At 59.1% G+C, this 19633-nt stretch carries 16 protein-coding genes; 10 read left to right on the forward strand and 6 right to left on the reverse strand.

The window, feature by feature from the left end; translation table 11 throughout:
- Positions 1-91: 91 nt before the first annotated feature.
- On the reverse strand, positions 92-1087 hold the full coding sequence (locus tag RHM56_RS11350; protein WP_322241282.1) for a GlxA family transcriptional regulator: 996 nt from the start codon (positions 1085-1087) through the stop codon (positions 92-94).
- Positions 1088-1288: 201 nt separating this feature from the next.
- Positions 1289-3184, reverse strand: coding sequence for a penicillin-binding protein 2 (gene mrdA, locus RHM56_RS11355; protein ID WP_322241284.1), 1896 nt, complete (start codon positions 3182-3184; stop codon positions 1289-1291).
- Positions 3185-3380: 196 nt separating this feature from the next.
- Here mrdA and RHM56_RS11360 point away from each other — a divergent pair, with 196 nt between their 5' ends.
- A complete protein-coding gene (locus RHM56_RS11360) occupies positions 3381-4322 on the forward strand; it encodes a 1-aminocyclopropane-1-carboxylate deaminase/D-cysteine desulfhydrase (protein WP_322241285.1) in 942 nt (313 codons plus the stop codon).
- Here the strand turns inward: RHM56_RS11360 and RHM56_RS11365 are convergent.
- Both RHM56_RS11365 and RHM56_RS11370 read right to left on the reverse strand, forming a co-directional pair.
- A complete protein-coding gene (locus RHM56_RS11365) occupies positions 4312-4857 on the reverse strand; it encodes a cytochrome b (RefSeq protein WP_322241286.1) in 546 nt (181 codons plus the stop codon). The genes RHM56_RS11360 and RHM56_RS11365 overlap by 11 nt on opposite strands.
- 242 nt (positions 4858-5099) lie before the next feature.
- Positions 5100-6050, reverse strand: coding sequence for a DUF1853 family protein (locus RHM56_RS11370; protein ID WP_322241287.1), 951 nt, complete (start codon positions 6048-6050; stop codon positions 5100-5102).
- Between the two features lie 99 nt (positions 6051-6149).
- Between RHM56_RS11370 and RHM56_RS11375 the strand changes: the two genes are divergently transcribed.
- The 6 genes from RHM56_RS11375 (at position 6150) to pepN (ending at position 12754) form a co-directional block, all read left to right on the forward strand.
- Complete coding sequence (locus RHM56_RS11375) at positions 6150-7040, forward strand: NAD(+) kinase (protein WP_322241288.1); 891 nt, start codon at positions 6150-6152, stop codon at positions 7038-7040.
- Positions 7040-8011 carry a metallophosphoesterase gene (locus RHM56_RS11380; RefSeq protein ID WP_322241289.1) on the forward strand — a complete coding sequence of 324 codons (972 nt, stop codon included), beginning with the start codon at positions 7040-7042 and terminating at the stop codon, positions 8009-8011. Before RHM56_RS11375 ends, RHM56_RS11380 begins: the two co-directional genes overlap by 1 nt.
- Positions 8008-8877 carry a rhomboid family intramembrane serine protease gene (locus tag RHM56_RS11385; RefSeq protein WP_322241290.1) on the forward strand — a complete coding sequence of 290 codons (870 nt, stop codon included), beginning with the start codon at positions 8008-8010 and terminating at the stop codon, positions 8875-8877. The genes RHM56_RS11380 and RHM56_RS11385 overlap by 4 nt, the downstream gene beginning before the upstream one ends.
- Before the next feature lie 118 nt (positions 8878-8995).
- Positions 8996-9256, forward strand: a complete 261-nt coding sequence (locus RHM56_RS11390; protein WP_322241291.1) for a YeaC family protein — start codon at positions 8996-8998, stop codon at positions 9254-9256.
- The gene (locus RHM56_RS11395) at positions 9253-10083 is read left to right on the forward strand and encodes a DUF2797 domain-containing protein (RefSeq protein ID WP_322241292.1); all 831 of its coding nucleotides are present in this window, start codon (positions 9253-9255) and stop codon (positions 10081-10083) included. Before RHM56_RS11390 ends, RHM56_RS11395 begins: the two co-directional genes overlap by 4 nt.
- 13 nt (positions 10084-10096) lie before the next feature.
- Complete coding sequence (pepN, locus tag RHM56_RS11400; RefSeq protein ID WP_322241293.1) at positions 10097-12754, forward strand: aminopeptidase N; 2658 nt, start codon at positions 10097-10099, stop codon at positions 12752-12754.
- A gap of 85 nt (positions 12755-12839) precedes the next feature.
- Here the strand turns inward: pepN and RHM56_RS11405 are convergent, their stop codons facing one another.
- Together RHM56_RS11405 and RHM56_RS11410 are read right to left on the reverse strand one after the other, a co-directional pair.
- Complete coding sequence (locus RHM56_RS11405) at positions 12840-13568, reverse strand: FadR/GntR family transcriptional regulator (protein ID WP_322241294.1); 729 nt, start codon at positions 13566-13568, stop codon at positions 12840-12842.
- 148 nt (positions 13569-13716) lie between these two features.
- On the reverse strand, positions 13717-15453 hold the full coding sequence (locus tag RHM56_RS11410) for an IlvD/Edd family dehydratase (RefSeq protein WP_322241295.1): 1737 nt from the start codon (positions 15451-15453) through the stop codon (positions 13717-13719).
- A gap of 190 nt (positions 15454-15643) precedes the next feature.
- Between RHM56_RS11410 and RHM56_RS11415 the strand changes: the two genes are divergently transcribed.
- Genes RHM56_RS11415 through RHM56_RS11425 form a run of 3 tightly spaced genes read left to right on the forward strand, consistent with a single transcriptional unit; the run spans position 15644 to position 19582 of the window.
- Positions 15644-16966 (forward strand): MFS transporter, encoded by a 1323-nt coding sequence (locus RHM56_RS11415; RefSeq protein ID WP_322241296.1) that lies wholly within the window; start codon positions 15644-15646, stop codon positions 16964-16966.
- 26 nt (positions 16967-16992) lie between these two features.
- Complete coding sequence (gene araD1, locus RHM56_RS11420; RefSeq protein ID WP_322241756.1) at positions 16993-17985, forward strand: AraD1 family protein; 993 nt, start codon at positions 16993-16995, stop codon at positions 17983-17985.
- Between the two features lie 13 nt (positions 17986-17998).
- Positions 17999-19582, forward strand: a complete 1584-nt coding sequence (locus tag RHM56_RS11425) for an aldehyde dehydrogenase (NADP(+)) (protein WP_322241297.1) — start codon at positions 17999-18001, stop codon at positions 19580-19582.
- The last annotated feature ends 51 nt before the right edge of the window (positions 19583-19633 follow it).

Here is a 19633-nt window from a genome sequence, read left to right on the forward strand (position 1 = left end):
TCCCTGGGTTTGTGTAGGAGCGAGCTTGCCTCGCGATCTTTTAAAGCATCAAAAGATCGCGAGACAAGCTCGCTCCTACAGATTTCTGGGGTCAGTGCAGCGCCACTTGCTTGCGTTCGCCGATGGGCGAGACACCGAACAACCGGCTGTAGCATTTGGAGAAATGCGCCGCCGAAACAAAGCCGCAGGCGAGGGCAATATCACGCACTTGCGATTCACTGCGCAGCAACAAGGTCCGGGCGCGGGCCAGTCGCAACTCCAGGTAATACTGGCTCGGTGTACGTTGCAGGTGCTTGTGAAACAGCCGTTCAAGCTGGCGCACTGAGACTTCGTTCAAGCGCGCCAGGTCTTCGAGGCTGACGGGCTCTTCAAGGTTGGCTTCCATGATCGCTACCACCTGACTGAGCTTGGGCTGCGAAGTCCCCAACTTTTGCCGCAACGGCACACGTTGCTGCTCTTGCGCACTGCGCGCACGATCACACAACAGCAACTCGGCAGCATGCGCAGCGATTTCCCGTCCGCCCGGTTCTCGGGCAATCAATTGCAAGGTCATGTCCATGGACGCTACGCCCCCTGAGCAGGTATAGCGGTCGCGGTCGATCTCGAACAACTGGTTGGAAATAATGATGCCGGGGAAGTGGTCCTTGAGGGTTTCGATGTCTTCCCAATGGATGGTGCAGCGATAGCCCTTGAGCAGTCCTGCGCGCGCAAGCCAGTAACTGCCGGTGCAAATACCGCCGAGTGTTACCTGTTCATGCGCCAGCTTGCGCAGCCAGTTGAGCAACGGCCGGCTGCTGAGGTGCGAAACGATCGGGTTTGAACCGACCACCAACAAAATGTCCAGTTTTGGTGCGTCGCCCACGGCGTAGTCCGGCAGGATGCGCATGCCATTGCTGGCGGTGACCGGGTCCATGTTGGGGGCGATGATGACGCTGCGAAACATCTCGCGGCGAGCCGCCATATTGGCCATGCGCAGGGTTTCAATCGCAGAGGCAAAACCGATGGTGGTGAAGTTCGGTATCACCAGAAAGCCCACGGTTTTGACGGTGGGCACATTAAGCGTTGCCCCTGTAACAGGTGCTGCCATCCTCAGGTTCCTTTTTTCGTTCCAGGACGCGTCTAGCGTCGGGGCTCGCGCAATGCGTTGCGTCACCACTCCCGCGAGTGGGCGCAACCTGCAGTGCTTTTGGAACCTGATGAAGCATTTGTTATGCCAGTGCTGGCGCGTGTGATCCCGGTGAAACGCCGAGGTCTTCTCTCATCGGCCGCGGCAGGCTTTCAACGCCCCTCACACATGCGGATTGGTATGCGGCTTGATCTGCGGGCTGGCGTACTGCGGTTTGAGCGCGCCCTGATTGTCCAGCAACCAGGCGTCCATCACTTTACGCACCACAGGCCCGGCCACGCGGCCACCGGCTTCGCCGTTTTCAATCATTACCGAGATCACAATCTGCGGGTCTTCGGCCGGGGCAAAACCGACGAACAAGGCGTTGTCACGGTTGCGTTCGGCAGTTTTCAGACGGTTGTAACGCTCGCCTTGCTTGATCGCGACCACTTGCGCAGTACCACTTTTGCCGGCAATTCGATACTGCGCACCCTGTGCCGCCGCCCGGGCGATACCGCGCGGGTCATGCATCACGAGCTGCATCGCGTGGTTAACCTGTTCCCACTCCTTGGAGTCGTGCAGCACGATATTGGGCATCGGGTTTGCATCTGCCGGAGGGGTGCCGTCGATGGTCTTGGCCAGGTGCGGACGGTTCCAGACGCCCTTGTTGGCGATCAGCGCCGTGGCTTGTGCCAGTTGCAAGGGCGTGACCTGCATGTAGCCTTGGCCGATACCCAAAATTACCGTTTCACCGGGGAACCACGCCTGACGCCGGGTTGTGCGCTTCCATTCGCGGGATGGCATCAGGCCCGGCGACTCTTCAAACATGTCCAGCGAGACTTTTTGCCCAAGGCCAAACATCGACATGTAATCGTGCATGCGATCAATGCCCAGTTTGGACGCCAGGTCATAAAAGTAGGTGTCGTTGGAGCGCATGATGGCTGCGTTCAAGTCCACCCAGCCGTCGCCGCTGTGGTTCCAGTTGCGGTACTTATGGTCGACGTTCGGCAGTTGGAAGTAGCCAGGATCGAACACCCGGGTCGAGGCCGAAATCACGCCGCTGTCGAGGCCAGCAATCGCCACCTCCGGCTTAATGGTTGAACCCGGTGCATACAGGCCGCGCAAGGCCCGGTTAAACAAGGGTTTGTCCTGCGAGTCACGCAGCGCCGAGTAGTCCTTTGAGCTGATGCCAGTCACAAACAAGTTGGGGTCGAAGCTGGGTTTGCTGACCATTGCCAGCACTTCGCCGGTTTTTGGGTCAATGGCAATGATTGAGCCGCGACGGTCGCCCAAGGCGTCTTCGGCGGCTTCTTGCAGTTTGATGTCCAGGCTCAGGACAATATTTTTGCCCGCCACGGCATCGTGGTGGCGCAGCACGCGCATGACTCGGCCCTGGGCATTGGTCTCGACTTCTTCAAAGCCGACTTTGCCGTGCAACTCGTTCTCGTAGAAACGTTCGATGCCAGTTTTGCCAATGGACTGCGTGCCCCGGTACTCGGTGGGATCAAGCTGTTTGGCTTCTTTTTCGTTGATCCGGCCGACATAGCCGACCGAATGCGCAAAGTGATCGCCCTGCGGGTAATGGCGAACAAACTGGGCTTCGACATCAATGCCTGGCAGGCGGAACTGATTGACCGCCAGCAACGCGATTTGATCTTCCGTCAGTTCATACAACAGGGTCGAAGGGTCGAATGGGTGGCGGGCCTGTTTCATGGCCTTGGCGAACACGGCGCGGTCTTCATCCGGCAAATGCAGGACGCTCATCACCGTGTCCAGCACCTTGGCGGTGTCACCGGCACGTTCGCGGGTGATGGTCATGTTGAAACTGGGTTGGTTATCGGCCAGCAACACGCCATTGCGGTCATAGATAAAGCCGCGCTCTGGCGGGATGGGCAGCACGTGAACCCGGTTGTTCTCGGACACGGTCGAGTTGTAGTCAAACTCGGTGACCTGCAAAAAATACAACCGGCCGATGAGCGTGCAACTGACCGCCAGTACCAGCAGGGCGCATGCAATCAGTCTTTTATTGACCAGCCGCTTCTCGGTTTCGTGATCTTTAAGAGGGATCGGCTCGGGCATGTTCCGGGTGTCTCACGTCAGTAAACAGAAGTGCAGCAGCGCGCAGATCGTAAGCGGGCTACGAAAGTCGGCGCACACCTTACCAAGAAGCAGGCAATCGAGTCGCTTTATTGGTCGGTTGGCAAGCGAAAGCCGACAGGCTGTTGTGGCCGCGGGCTGCTGTAAACTCGCTTCCTTTTATCGGGAGTCGGTGTCGATGTTGCCTTTGATTGACTGGCGGCCGTGCGCGCTGTTGCAGAGCTTACACCTTGATTGGCTGCAACAGGCCGGGGTCGAGGTGGCCGTGCTGCGGCTGGACCAGATTGACCCGCTGATCAGCGGCAACAAGTGGTTCAAGCTCACCGAGCATGTGTTGGCTGCGCATGCCGCTGGCGCAGAGGGTTTGATCAGCCTTGGCGGGGCGCACTCCAACCATTTGCATGCGCTGGCCGCAGCGGGCAAACGTTTTGGTTTTGCGACGGTCGGTCTGTTGCGCGGGCATCCTCAGCAGACGCCGACCACGCTGGACCTTGAGCGCTATGGCATGCACGTGCACTGGTTGGGCTTTGCTGGGTATCGGGCACGGCATGCCCCAGGGTTCTGGGCGCCGTGGCAGGCGCAGTACCCCACGCTGCATAACGTTCCGGAGGGCGGTGGCGGCCTCGCGGGTGCCTTGGGTTGCGTACCGCTGGTCGCCCACGTGCGTGAACAACTGAGTGCGTTGGGCTGGCCAGACTACGACGCCTGGTGGTTGGCCGCAGGCACGGGCACGACGCTGGCCGGGTTGGTAGTGGGTGAGGCAGGGCAGCACAAGGTATATGGCGCGCTGGCGGTGCCGGACGATCATGGTGTCTCGCCGCAGGTTGAGGCGATATTGCAGGAGGCTGGCCATGCAGGGCGTCATTTTGAGCTGATAGAGGCCAGCCGCGGCGGCTTTGCCAAGGTGGACGACGCGTTACTCGGATTTATTCAGGACAGCGAAGCCGCCAGTGGTGTGCCGCTGGAGCCGCTGTACACCGGCAAGGCGTTAATGGCGCTCAAACACGCGGTTGAGTTGGGGCATATTGATAGAGGGCAGCGCGTGGTCTTCGTCCACACCGGCGGCTTGCAAGGCCGCCGTGGCTTTGCTCAAGATCCGACGGGGGATGTCAGCGTCTAGGCAGCATGCGCAGCAAGGTGTTGTCTTTGATCAAGTAGTGATGCCCCAGCCCGGCCAGTGCGTGCAAGCCAATCAACCAGTACCCGATCGTGCCGCCCAGTTCGTGCCAGCCCTTGATTTGCTTGGCGAGGTCAGTGTCTTTGGTCGTCAGGGGCGGTATCTCGAAGCCATAGAAGAACACCGGCTTGTCGTTGTGACTGAGGATCAAGTAACCCATCACCGGCATGGCGATCATGAACAGGTACAAGGCCCAATGCATCAACGTCGCCAGTGCGGTCTGCCAGGCAGGCGGAGTGGGCGTGATTTTTGGCGCTGTGCCCAAGGTTCGGGCTAGCAAGCGCAGCCAGACCAGCACGAAGACGGTCAGGCCAAGCATGAAGTGAGCGTCTTTCATCAGATTGCGGCCGTCGCTGTCTTTCGGGAAGATTCCGCGAAATTCAATCGAGGCATAGATCAGTACAAACAGCAGCACCATTAGCCAGTGCAGGGCGATGGACATTCGACTGTATTGATCGGCGGTGCTTTTCCAGGACATGGGCTTTCCTCACGGTTCAGGTTTAGCCTCCGTTCTTGTTCGACGGAGTGCGTTAACTGTAATACGTCTGACAGGGATTACGCTGATGCCCGTCAATTAACGCCTACCCCTTGTGGGAGCGGGCTTGCCCGCGATGGTGTCTACGCGGTTTAACCGAAAAAACGCATCGTCTGCATCGCTGGCAAGCCAGGCTCCCACAGGTTTCGCTGTAGTTAAAACAGCGTTCGCTTAGCGGACTGCTATTAAGGATTGCCCGGCACTTTTGGCCACAGGTCAGACACCAAAAACAGGCGCTCGGCTTCTTCCCAGTCGCCGTTGCCGTTTTCGGCCAAACGGACCATTAATTGCGCCGGTGCCTGCGGGTGCAGCTCTGCCAGCCACACGCTGAGCTGTTGCTCGCTCCATAAACCTTGAGGGCCATAGTGCGCCGGAGCGAGCCAAGCGTGCCGGGGCAACGGTTGCCAGCAACCTGCGGCGCTTTGGCGGGTAAAGGCAGGCCAGTCACTCTGGTGCAACCAGCGCCCGCGCAAATGCTGCGGGTGAGCACCCGCGGGCGGCAACGAAAGGCCGGGCCATGGGTACAACAGGTAGCCGCCCAGCCACATGCTGGCTTTAAAGCTCTGGATGTCGAGCGCGCCAAGGACCTCGCGGCTTTCGGGGCGGCTGGACATTGGCAGTTGATGCTGACAGAAGTGTTTGAGCTTGCGGTCCAGCCGGTCATTGCTGCCAGGGCCGAGCCAGTTGGCAGGGTCGCAGCCGTCTCCTGCCTGCGGGCCGAGATAGAGTTTTATCGCCAATTCCAGGTGATGCACGCCGTCACGGTCGCGCAGCAGCAGGTCCAGCTCGCCCAAGGTGTGGCCGCTCAAGCGGATGGGCAGGTTGGCGGCGATCAGTTCAACCCCTGGCGCGTGGTCGATAGCAAATTGCCAGAGCCGCTCGTAATAACGGCCCAGGCGGCGAGTCGTGGCCAACGCCAGCCAATGCAGCAGCGGCTCGCTGTGCTGATCCAGCTCATGCAGCCAGCGTTCCAGTTGATCGGGGGCCTGCACCCAGTCGCTGCCTGCCAGTGGATGCCGTTGCGGCCACGGGGTTTGGCTCAGCATGGGCGGGGCGAGGATCACCCACGCCAAATCACGCACCTCTGGGTGACGTAATTGGCGGGGCAGGTTGAGCAAGTCAGGAAAGAGGATCATTGTGCGAGCATAGCTCCCGCGGGCTGAAAGGGTTTTGTCTATTCTCGTGTTTCGACCATAATCGCTGTTTTCGCACGCCTAAAACCTTGCAGGAGCCTCATGGAGCAATTTCGTAATATCGGCATCATTGGTCGTTTGGGCAGTTCACAGGTGCTCGACACGGTTCGCCGACTGAAAAAATTCCTGCTTGAGCGGCACATGCACGTGATCCTCGAAGACACCATCGCCGAGGTGTTGCCCGGCCATGGCTTGCAGACGTCTTCACGCAAGATGCTCGGTGAAGTGTGTGACATGGTGATTGTGGTCGGCGGCGATGGCAGTTTGCTCGGAGCGGCCCGCGCGCTGGCCCGTCACAATGTGCCGGTGCTGGGCATTAACCGTGGCAGCCTGGGCTTTTTGACGGACATCCGCCCGGATGAACTCGAAGTCAAAGTCGCTGATGTACTCGATGGTCACTATCTGGTTGAAAACCGCTTTCTGTTGCAAGCCGAAGTTCGCCGTCACGGTGAAGCCATCGGTCAGGGCGACGCCTTGAATGACGTGGTGCTGCACCCCGGCAAATCGACCCGCATGATCGAGTTCGAACTGCACATCGACGGCCAGTTCGTGTGCAGCCAAAAGGCCGACGGCCTGATCGTTGCCACGCCCACCGGCTCCACGGCCTACGCGATGTCGGCAGGCGGCCCGATCATGCATCCCAAACTGGATGCCATCGTTATCGTGCCGATGTACCCGCACACCCTCAGCAGCCGACCGATTGTGGTCGATGGCAACAGCGAACTGAAAATCGTCGTGGCCAAAGACATGCAGATCTACCCGCAAGTCTCGTGCGATGGTCAGAACCATTTCACCTGCGCACCGGGCGACACCATTACCGTCAGCAAAAAAGCGCAGAAACTGCGCCTGATTCACCCGTTGGACCACAACTACTATGAAGTGTGTCGGACCAAGCTCGGCTGGGGTAGCCGACTGGGCGGTAGGAGCGACTGATGCTCGATCCTGCGCGCAGTTACGATTTGATCGGTGACGTGCATGGCTGTGCTCATACCCTTGAGCACCTGCTGGAGCGTCTGGGCTATCGCAAACTCGCCGGTATCTGGCGACACCCGCAACGGATGGCGGTGTTTCTCGGTGACATCATTGACCGCGGCCCGCGTATTCGCGAGTCGCTGCATATCGTTTACGACATGGTCCAAGCCGGTCAGGCGCTGTGCCTCATGGGTAACCATGAATTCAACGCGCTGGGCTGGTGCACACCGGCACCTGCGGGCAGCGGCAAGCACTATGTGCGCGAGCACAACCCACGCCATACCCGTTTGATTCATGAAACCCTTGAGCAATTTGCCCAATACCCCGGCGAATGGCATGACTTCGTGCAGTGGTTCTATGACATGCCGCTGTTTGTCGACGCCGGGCGTTTCCGGGTGGTCCACGCCTGCTGGGACGCCGATGTGATTGCCTCGCTGCGTGCGCAATACCCGGATGGCTGCATTGATGAGCATTTTTTACAGGCGGCTGCGCAGGCCGACAGCTTCGCCAATTTGACGTTCAATCGTCTGCTGCGCGGGACTGACATGCGCCTGCCGGATGGCATGACCCTGACCGGGGGCGACGGTCTGACGCGGGCGTTCTTCCGCACCAAATTCTGGGAAGACGACCCCAAGACCTACGGAGATATTGTGTTTCAACCTGATGCCCTGCCTGAGCGCGTGGCGCAACAGCCGCTGTCCTCGACTGAAAAAGGTGCCTTGCTGCGCTATGGCAGCGACGAACCCCTGCTGTTTGTCGGGCACTACTGGCGCAGCGGCAAGCCCGCGCCCATTCGGCCGAACCTGGCTTGCCTGGATTACAGCGCCGTGCTCTACGGCAAATTAGTGGCTTATCGCCTTGATCAAGAAACCCGGCTCGACCCCAACAAGTTCGTGTGGGTAGATGTAGAGCGTCCGGAGGCTGTGCAATGAGTGTGGTGGCTGTTTTACGTTTACCGCTGTCAGTTGATCTGAGCGGGTTTGTGGCCTTGCTCAAACGCATGCAAGTGCCGCATCGGGTGAGTGAAGAGGCGGGCGAGCAAGTGCTGTGGGCCCCCGAGACCATTGCTGATGATGTGCGCAGCTTGTATCAGCGTTTCCCTGCGGGCGACCCGAATCACGAATTGCCGATTGTCGAGCGTCCGGCGACCATGACGCGGCCCGGCTTTGCCCAGCAATTGCGCGACAGCCCGGCGACGGCGGTGATCTTGCTGCTGTGCATTCTCGTGGCGGCTGTCACGCAACTGGGCGACAACTTGTCTACCCTGAGTGCGCTGACCTTTGTGGATTTCACTATTCATGGGCAGTACATCGAATTCACCCCGTTGTCGGATAGCCTCGCGGCAGGGCAGTGGTGGCGATTAGTCACTCCGATGCTGATCCACTTTGGTTTTCTGCACATCGCCATGAACGGCATGTGGTACTGGGAACTGGGGCGACGGATTGAAATGCGTCAGGGCAGCATCAATCTGATCGGTTTGAGCCTGCTGTTCAGTCTGGCGTCCAACTTCGCCCAATACCTGTTTGGCGGCCCGAGCCTGTTTGGCGGGTTGTCCGGGGTGTTGTATGGCCTGTTGGGGCATGTCTGGATTTACCAGTTGATGGCGCCCAACCCGATGTATCACCTGCCGCGTGGCGTGTTGATCATGATGCTGGTGTGGCTGGCGTTGTGCATGTCCGGGCTGGTGTCGATGATCGGCTTTGGCCAGATTGCCAACGCGGCGCACGTGGGCGGCTTGTTGATGGGTTGCCTGACTGGCTTGCTGGGCGGGCTGTGGGCTCGTCGCAAACACGTTTAGACCCTCTGTAGGAGCGAGCTTGCTCGCGATCTTTTAACGATCAAAAGATCGCGAGCAAACTCGCTCCTACAGGAAATATATAAATTTCATACGAATGTTTTAGAGCAGGAAAAGAACCATGTCCTCTTTCAATGAAATGATTAAAAACATCACCCCTGAGATCTATCAGAGCCTGAAACTGGCCGTTGAAATCGGCAAGTGGGCCGACGGCAACAAACTGACGGCCGAGCAGCGCGAGCTGTCGTTGCAGGCGATGATTGCCTGGGAAGTGCAAAACCTGCCCGAAGAAGAGCGCACCGGCTATATGGGCCCGCAAGAGTGCAGTTCCAAATCGGCACCGGTGCCTAACATCCTGTTCAAGTCGGATGCTATCCATTGATTGAGATTGGTCGCGGTGCAATCAGCAAAATGTCGGCAAGTCTTCAAGCGCCGACCGTTCAATATGCGTTTCGTTTGGGCGATACCGAGGTGCCGGTCAATCCGTTGATCGGGACTAAACTGCGTCTGGAGTTTCTGGGGCAGATCAACTGCAGCCACTGTGGACGCAAAACCAAAAAGAGCTTCAGTCAAGGTTATTGCTACCCGTGCATGGCTAAACTGGCGCAATGCGACGTTTGCATCATGAGCCCGGAGCGCTGCCATTACGACGCAGGCACGTGCCGTGAGCCGTCGTGGGGCGAGCAATTTTGCATGACTGACCATGTGGTGTACCTGGCTAACTCGTCCGGGGTTAAGGTCGGCATTACCCGGGCAACGCAACTGCCGACCCGCTGGCTGGATCAGGGCGCGAGCCAGGCCTTGCCGATCGTGCGCGTGGCGACGCGTCAGCAGTCGGGTTTTGTCGAAGACCTGTTTCGCTCGCAAGTGGCCGACCGCACCAATTGGCGCGCACTGCTAAAGGGCGATGCAGAGCCGGTGGATCTGGCCGCGGTGCGCGATCAGTTGTTCGGCAGTTGCGCCGAAGGCCTGCATATCTTGCAGGAACGCTTTGGTTTGCAAGCGGTACAACCTTTGCATAGCGTCGAGCCCATCGAGATTAGCTACCCGGTCGAGCAGTACCCGAGCAAGATCGTCAGTTTCAATCTGGACAAAGACCCTATCGTTGAAGGCACGTTGATGGGGATCAAGGGTCAATACCTGATCTTCGACACCGGCGTTATCAATATTCGCAAATACACGGCCTACCAGTTGGCCGTGCATCAGTAAGAAGGATTCCTGCATGCGCACCGAACAACCGCAAATGATCTACCTGAAGGACTACCAGGCGCCCGAGTACCTGATCGACGAGACGCACCTGACCTTCGAGTTGTTCGAGGACCACACACTGGTCCATGCGCAACTGGTGATGCGCCGTAATCCGGAGCGCGGTGCGGGTTTTCCGGCATTGGTGCTGGACGGACAACAACTGGAACTGCTGTCCGTCCAGCTTGAAGACGCCGACCTGACCTCGGCCGACTATGAGCTGACCGACAGCCACCTGACGTTGCATCCGACCACCAAACACTTTGTGGTCGACACCAGCGTCAAGATCCACCCCGAATCCAATACCGCGCTGGAAGGCTTGTACAAGTCCGGCACGATGTTCTGCACCCAATGCGAAGCCGAAGGCTTTCGCAAGATCACCTATTACCTCGACCGCCCGGACGTGATGAGCACCTTCACCACCACCGTACTGGCCGAACAGCATCGCTACCCGGTCCTGCTGTCCAACGGCAACCCGATTGCCAGTGGCCCCGGTGAAGATGGCCGACACTGGGCAACCTGGGAAGACCCGTTCAAAAAACCGGCCTACCTGTTTGCCTTGGTCGCGGGAGATCTGTGGTGCGTTGAAGACACCTTCACCACCATGACTGAACGCACCGTCGCGCTGCGCATTTATGTCGAGCCGGAAAACATCGACAAGTGTCAGCACGCGATGAACAGCCTGAAAAAGTCCATGCGCTGGGACGAAGAAACCTACGGCCGTGAATACGATCTGGACATCTTCATGATCGTGGCCGTCAACGACTTCAACATGGGCGCGATGGAGAACAAGGGTCTCAACATCTTCAACTCCAGCGCCGTGCTGGCCCGCGCCGAAACCGCGACCGACGCCGCCCACCAGCGGGTCGAAGCGATTGTTGCCCACGAATACTTCCACAACTGGTCGGGCAACCGCGTGACCTGCCGCGACTGGTTCCAGTTGTCGCTAAAAGAAGGGTTCACGGTATTTCGCGACTCCGAATTTTCGGCCGACATGAACTCACGCGTGGTCAAGCGAATCCAGGACGTGGCCTTCCTGCGCACTCACCAGTTCGCTGAAGACGCAGGCCCGATGGCTCACGCGGTGCGCCCTGAGAGCTTTATCGAGATTTCTAACTTCTACACCCTGACGGTGTATGAGAAGGGCTCAGAAGTGGTGCGCATGCTCCACACCTTGCTCGGTGCAGAAGGCTTCCGCAAAGGTAGCGACCTGTACTTTGAACGCCACGATGGCCAGGCTGTGACCTGCGATGACTTCATAAAGGCCATGGAAGACGCCAATGGCGCCGACCTGACCCAGTTCAAGCGCTGGTACAGCCAAGCGGGCACCCCGCGTCTGGCCGTCAGCGAGCAGTATGATGCCGCGCAGAAAACCTACAGCCTGACCTTTGCCCAAAGCTGCCCGCAGACTCCGGATAAAGTTGAGAAGCTGCCGTTTGTGATTCCGGTCGAACTGGGCCTGCTGAATGCCCAGGGCGATGAACTGGCGCTGCAACTGGCGGGCGAGTCCGTTGCTGCGGGGACTAGCCGCGTGCTGTCGGTCACAGAAGCTGAGCAGACCTTCACGTTTGTGGGCATCAATGAGCAGCCCGTGGCGTCCTTGCTGCGTGGCTTCTCGGCGCCGGTCAAATTGCAGTTCGCGTACAGCAGTGACCAGCTGGTGTTCCTGATGCAACACGACACCGATGGTTTCAACCGTTGGGATGCGGGCCAGCAACTGTCTGTGCAAGTGCTGCAAACACTGATTGCTCAACACCAGCGTGGCGAAGCGCTGGTCATGGACTCGCGTCTGGTTGAGGCGCTGCGCAGCGTGCTGAACAATCAGCAACTGGATCAGGCGATGGTCGCTGAAATGCTGTCGCTGCCGGGTGAAGCCTACCTCACTGAAATCAGCGAAGTGGCTGACGTTGAAGCCATTCACGTCGCCCGTGAGTTTGCCCGCAAGCAACTGGCTGACAGCCTGTTTGACGATCTGTGGGCGCGCTACCAGGCCAACCGTGAGGTGTCCAAAGCCACCCCGTACGTGGCCGAAGCGGAACATTTTGCCCGTCGCAGCCTGCAAAACATTGCCTTGTCGTATCTGAGCCTCAGTGGCAAGCCAGAAGTGTTGGCGGCCACCCTGGAACAGTTCGAGCACAGCGACAACATGACCGAGCGCCTGACTGCGCTGGCGGTGTTGGTCAACTCGCCGTTTGAAACTGAAAAAGCCGCCGCGCTCGCCAGTTTTGCCGAGCACTTCAAAGACAACCCGCTGGTCATGGATCAATGGTTCAGCGTGCAGGCAGCCAGCCCGTTGCCGGGTGGTTTGCAGCGCGTTCAGCAACTGATGGAACACCCTGCGTTCACCCTCAAAAACCCGAACAAAGTCCGGGCGTTGGTGGGGGCATTTGCCGGGCAGAACCTGATCAACTTCCATGCAGCTGATGGTTCGGGCTACCGCTTCCTGGCGGACCTGGTGATCCAGCTCAATGGCTTCAACCCGCAGATCGCCTCGCGCCAACTGGCACCGTTGACCCGCTGGCGCAAATACGACAGCGCCCGTCAGGCGCTGATGAAGGCCGAGCTGGAACGCATTCGTAACTCAGGCGAACTGTCGAGTGACGTGTTTGAAGTGGTGAGCAAAAGCCTGGCGTAAAACCTGCTAATCCGTGTAGGAGCGAGCTTGCCTCGCGATCTTTTGATCTTTTAAAAGCTCGCGAGACAAGCTCGCTCCTACAGGGCTAGTTCGTTATTCCAATATCCCGCCCCAACACCACATCCAGTGCCGTGCGCGCATCATCCAGTTGCACCAGCGTGGCATGCTGTGCGCCCAGTGCGTCGTGGTTCTCAATAGCCGTCAAAATCGCTTTGTGCCGAGGCAACGCCAACTCATGCAGGTTGGGCCGTTGATTAGAGTGCTTCAACGCTTCACGCAACGCCAGCGACAGCATGTTGCACAGATTGGCCAGCAAATCATTGTGGGTCGCATCCGCAATACGGCTATGAAAATCCAGATCTGGCTGCAACAGCGCCTCGGGGCTCTGTGCCTTTTCCATGCGCTCGTAGGCTTCGCGGATCGAGGCCACATCCTCATCGGTTGCATGTTGAGCGGCGAGGGCGGCGACTGCCGGTTCGATAATGCTGCGCACACTGGTCAGCAAGGCAAAAAACTCATTTTGCGGTGAGCTTTGCATCAGCCAGTGCAGCACATCGGGGTCGAGCATGTGCCATTCGCGTCGAGCTTTGACCACCGTGCCAACGCGGGGTTTGGAATACACCAGACCTTTGGCCACTAACACGCGGGTGGCTTCACGCAGCACCGGACGGCTGACCGCATATTCTTCGCAGAGCAAGGCTTCAGCGGGCAATTTGTCATCGGGTTTAAAACGCCCGGAAACAATCTGCATGCCGAGTTCTTGAACGATGCGCGCATGCATGCTTTTGCGCTCGGAGGGCTGACGATAATCCATTGGGCGCGAGTCGATCCTGTCGGTGAAAAGCGTCGATCATAACAGGCGCCGCCTAAACCCGCGCCTGGCGCGCTCTGGTTGAAATAGCTGGGTAGCTTGATTTGGCAGCGAAGCCGCGTATAGGGACGCAGCCTCGCTGCCCGCACGGTTAGTGCGAGTGACGCGGTACTTCTGAGCCACGGCAGCCGACCAGAAAGTCGAAGTCGCAGCCTTGGTCGGCCTGCATCACATGGTCGATGTACAGCTGGCGATAGCCGCCGATCAGCAGGTTTTTAGGCGGCTCGATATCGGCAAGGCGCGCGGCCAGTTCGGCGTCGCTGATGTCCAGATGCAAACGCCCGCTGTGGCAATCCAGTTCAATCCAGTCGCCTTCCTGCACGGCCGCCAAAGGCCCGCCAGCAGCGGCTTCCGGGGCGACGTGCAAGACCACGGTGCCGTACGCGGTGCCGCTCATGCGGGCATCCGAGATACGCACCATGTCGGTCACGCCCTGGGCCAGCAGTTTGGCGGGCAAGCCCATGTTGCCGACCTCGGCCATGCCCGGATAACCCTTGGGTCCGCAGTTTTTCATCACCAGAATCGAATCGGCCGTAACGTCAAGCTCCGGGTCGTTGATGCGTGCCTTGTACATGTCGAAGTTTTCAAACACGACCGCTTGCCCACGATGCTTCATCAAGGCAGGAGTAGCCGCTGAGGGCTTGAGCACCGCGCCCAGTGGCGCCAGGTTGCCGCGTAATACGCAGATGCCGCCATCGGCCACCAGCGGATTTTCAATGGCGCGGATGACTTCGTCGTCGCCATAGATCGGTGAGTTCTTAACGTTTTCCCACAGGCTTTGGCCGTTGACGGTCAGGGCGTTCGGGTGCGGGATCAGGTTGTTTTCGCCCAAGCGGCGCAGCACCGCAGGCAGCCCGCCCGCGTAATAGAACTCTTCCATCAGGAAGCGCCCTGAAGGCTGCAAGTCAACGAGGGTCGGGGTGCCACGGCCGATGCGGGTCCAGTCGTCCAGCTCAAGATCGACGCCGATGCGCCCAGCAATGGCTTTAAGGTGGATCACCGCGTTGGTCGAGCCGCCGATGGCCGCATTGACCCGGATCGCGTTTTCAAAGGCTTCTTTGGTCAGTACTTTGGACAGACGCAAGTCTTCACGCACCATCTGCACGGCACGCATGCCAGACATGTGGGCCAGGACATAGCGGCGCGAATCGACTGCCGGAATGGCGGCATTGTGCGGTAGGGACGTGCCCAGCGCTTCCGCCATGCAGGCCATGGTTGAGGCGGTGCCCATGGTGTTACAGGTGCCTGCCGAGCGTGACATGCCGGCTTCGGCGGACAGGAATTCGTCGAGGCTGATATTGCCTGCCTTGTACGATTCGTGCATTTGCCAAACGATGGTACCGGCGCCGATGTCTTTGCCTTTGTGCTTGCCGTTGAGCATGGGGCCGCCAGTGACCACGATGGCGGGCACGTCGCAACTCGCAGCACCCATCAACAGGGCCGGGGTAGTTTTATCGCAGCCGGTCAACAGCACCACGCCGTCAATCGGGTTACCACGAATGGCTTCTTCCACGTCCATGCTCGCCAGGTTGCGCGTCAGCATGGCGGTCGGGCGCAAGTTGGATTCGCCATTGGAGAACACCGGAAACTCCACCGGGAACCCCCCGGCCTCAATCACACCGCGTTTGACGTGTTCTGCAATGGTGCGGAAGTGGGCGTTGCACGGGGTCAGCTCAGACCAGGTGTTGCAGATACCAATGATCGGTTTGCCTTGGAACTGATGGTCGGCAATGCCTTGGTTCTTCATCCAACTGCGGTACATGAAGCCGTTTTTATCCGCGCTGCCAAACCATTGGGCGGAACGCAGGGGAGGGGTTTTATCAGACATGGCAGGCTCTCTTATTGTATGACTAATACGTTTTGATGAGCCTAAATTAGCCTTAATAAAGCCTTAATGGAAGAGTTGTTGGTTAAATAGTATTACTATATAGTCCGTCCGACTGAGAGCTGATCCTGGTGCCTGCGCACCTGAGGCCACTCCAGAGGTGCCATAACAAAAACAATGGGAGACCCATCTCATGAGCCAGGAACTCCGGCTTATTCGTCGTATTACGCTCAAACTCATTCCGTTTCTGATTCTGCTCTACCTGATTGCTTACGTAGACCGCTCTGCTGTGGGCTTTGCCAAGCTGCACATGGGCGCCGACATCGGCATTGGTGATGCGGCTTACGGTCTGGGCGCAGGGCTGTTTTTTATCGGTTACTTTCTGATGGAAATCCCCAGCAACCTGATGCTTGAGCGTTTCGGCGCCCGGCGCTGGTTCGCCAGAATCATGCTGACCTGGGGCGCTATCACCATTGGCATGGCCTTTGTACAAGGCGCGCACAGCTTCTATGTGATGCGCTTTTTGCTGGGTGTGGCCGAGGCGGGCTTCTTCCCTGGGGTGCTGTATTACATCACTCAGTGGTTTCCGGTACGCCACCGCGGCAAGATTCTGGGGCTGTTTATCCTCTCGCAACCCATCGCCATGATGATTACCGGACCCGTGTCTGGCGGCTTGCTTGGCATGGACGGCGTGCTCGGTCTGCACGGCTGGCAATGGCTGTTTATCGTGATCGGGATGCCCGCCATTCTGTTGACCTGGCCGGTGCTGCGTTACTTGCCGGATGGCCCGCAACAGGTCAAATGGATGGACCAGCGCGAGAAGGACTGGCTGGTCGGTGAGCTTGAAAAAGACTTGAAGGAGTATGGCCAGACCCGCCACGGCAACCCGCTGCATGCCCTCAAAGACAAGCGTGTATTGCTGCTCGCGTTGTTCTATCTGCCTGTGACCCTGAGCATTTATGGCCTGGGCCTGTGGTTGCCGACGCTGATCAAACAGTTTGGCGGCAGCGACTTGACCACCGGGTTTGTGTCCTCGGTGCCGTACATCTTCGGCATCATCGGCCTGCTGTTTATCCCGCGCAGTTCCGACCGTTTGAATGACCGCTACGGTCACTTGGCGGTGCTGTATGTGTTGGGTGCAATCGGCTTGTTCTGCAGTGCGTGGTCGACCGTTCCAGCGTTGCAATTGGCGGCGTTGTGTCTGGTGGCATTCTCTCTGTTTTCCTGCACGGCGATCTTCTGGACGTTGCCGGGTCGCTTCTTTGCTGGCGCCAGTGCGGCGGCGGGGATTGCCCTGATCAACTCGGTCGGCAACCTGGGCGGCTATATCGGCCCGTTCGTGATCGGGGCGCTCAAGGAATACACCGGCAACCTGGCTTCGGGCCTGTATTTCCTGTCGGGCGTCATGGTGTTCGGATTGCTCCTCACCGGGGTGGTGTACCGCCTGCTTGAGCGTAAACACGCACTCAAATCCAGCGATTTTGCTGCTAGTGCCCGTCCGGCCAGCCAACGCTGAATCGAATTTCAAGAGAGAGAATGACTATGCGTTTAGTACAGTTTGAATTGAACAACGGTGAGCGACGCGTCGGCGTGGTGGAGGCGGGTCAGGTGCGTGAAGTGCAGGGCGCAACCAGCGTGCGTGAGCTCGCACTGGCGGCGATTGAGGCGTCTGTCGGCCTGGCGCAGCAGGTGCAAGCGCAGGGGCTGGGCGAGACGCATGACTACCAGGCATTGCTGAGCGAGTTGCGCATTTTGCCGCCACTGGATCATCCGGATCCAGCTCACATGCTGATCAGCGGCACTGGCCTGACACATCTGGGCAGCGCCTCGGCGCGCGACAAAATGCATCAGCAGGCGGGCGACGAAGCCACGCTGACCGACACCATGCGCATCTTCAAATGGGGTGTAGAAGGCGGTAAGCCGGCTGCCGGGCAGGCGGGTGTGCAACCGGAATGGTTCTATAAAGGCGATGGCAGCACGGTGGTGCGCCCCGGTGCGGCGTTTCCTCTGCCGCCATTTGCTGAAGATGCCGGTGAAGAGCCGGAGATTGGCGGCCTTTATGTGATTGGTCACGACGGCAAGCCTTACCGGCTGGGCTTTGCGGTGGGCAACGAGTTCTCTGACCATGTGATGGAGCGCAAGAACTACCTGTACCTGGCTCATTCCAAACTGCGCAGTTGCTCGTTTGGCCCGGAACTGCGCGTCGGTGAGTTGCCGCAGCATCTGGCGGGCCGCAGCCGAATCATCCGTGACGGCGAGGTGCTGTGGGAGAACGAGTTCCTTAGTGGTGAGGCCAATATGTGCCACAGCCTGGAAAATCTTGAATATCACCACTTCAAATACAGCCAGTTCCTGCGTCCGGGTGATGTGCATATCCACTTCTTCGGCACCGCCACCCTGTCGTTTGGCGATGGCATTCGCACGCAACCGGGCGACCGGTTTGAAATCAGCCAGGCCGAATTCGGAGCCCCGCTGATCAATGGCATTCAACCTGTCGACGCAGTGTTCAACCCCGGCGCGATTGGCACACTTTAAAAGGGACAAGGTTATGACTCAGATCCTCGGTCACAATTACATCGGCGGCCAACGCAGCGCCGAAGGCAGCGTTATCGTCAAGAGTGTCGATGCCACGAGCGGCGAAACCCTGGCCTATGACTTTCATCAAGCCACGCCGGGTGAAGTGGACCGCGCCGCCAAGGCGGCTGCCAGCGCTTACCCGCGCTTTCGTGCGCTGAGCGCTGAACGACGCGCCGAATTTCTCGACGCCATCGCTGATGAGCTGGATGCGCTGGGTGATGAGTTTGTCGCCCTCGTGTGCCGCGAAACGGCGTTGCCAGCGGGGCGCATCCAGGGTGAGCGTGGCCGCACCAGCGGGCAAATGCGCCTGTTCGCCAAGGTACTGCGCCGCGGTGATTTTTATGGCGCGCGGATTGATCAGGCGTTACCGGATCGTGCGCCATTGCCGCGCCCGGATTTACGCCAGTACCGCATTGGCCTGGGGCCGGTGGCGGTGTTTGGTGCGAGCAATTTCCCTCTGGCATTTTCCACCGCCGGGGGCGACACCGCTTCGGCGCTGGCCGCCGGTTGCCCGGTGGTGTTCAAGGCCCACAGCGGGCACATGGCCACGGCTGAATGGGTGGCGGATGCGCTGATGCGTGCCGCTGAACGTACGGGTATGCCGGGTGGCGTGTTCAACATGATTTATGGTTCCGGGGTCGGCGAAGCACTGGTCAAACACCCGGCCATTCAGGCAGTGGGGTTTACCGGGTCGCTGCACGGCGGCCGTGCGCTGTGCGACATGGCCGCAGCACGACCTCAGCCCATTCCGGTATTCGCCGAAATGTCGAGCATCAACCCGGTGATTATCCTGCCGCAGGCATTGACGGTACGCAGCGCCACCATCGCCCGAGAGCTGGCCGCGTCGGTGGTGCAAGGTTGCGGGCAGTTCTGCACCAACCCCGGTCTGGTCATCGGCATCCAATCTCCTGCGTTTACGGCATTCATCGAGCAATTGGCCGGGCAAATCAGCGAGCAGCCAGCGCAGACCATGCTCAATGCAGGCACTTTGCGCAGTTATGGCAAAGGCGTGGAGGCGTTGCTCGGCCATGCGCGCATCGAGCACGTGGCGGGGCAGCCGCAGCAGGGCAATCAGGCCCGGCCACAGCTGTTCAAGGCCGATGCCAGCCTGTTGCTGGACGGCGATGAGGTGTTGCAAGAGGAAGTTTTTGGCCCGACCACTGTCATCATTGAAGTGGCCGATCAGGCCCAGCTCAGTGCCGCCATCAACGGTTTGCGCGGGCAACTGACTGCCACGCTGATCGGTGAGTCAGCCGACTTCGAATCGTTCAGTGAGCTGACTGCGCTGCTGGAGCAAAAAGTCGGACGCGTGCTGCTCAACGGCTACCCGACGGGTGTTGAGGTGTGCGATTCGATGGTCCATGGCGGCCCGTACCCGGCAACGTCTGATGCCCGAGGCACCTCGGTGGGAACCTTGGCCATCGATCGTTTCCTGCGTCCGGTGTGTCTCCAGAATTACCCTGACAGCCTGTTGCCCGATGTGTTGAAAAATGCGAACCCGCTGGGCATTCAGCGCTTGGTGGACGGTCAGTTCACCAACCGCTCAATCGGCTGAGGTTATCCCCGGCGAATAACGCTGAGGTTTGCAGTTCCTTGACCGGGGCTG

The sequence above is a fragment of the Pseudomonas sp. CCC3.1 genome, assembly GCF_034347405.1.
Classification (GTDB): domain Bacteria; phylum Pseudomonadota; class Gammaproteobacteria; order Pseudomonadales; family Pseudomonadaceae; genus Aquipseudomonas.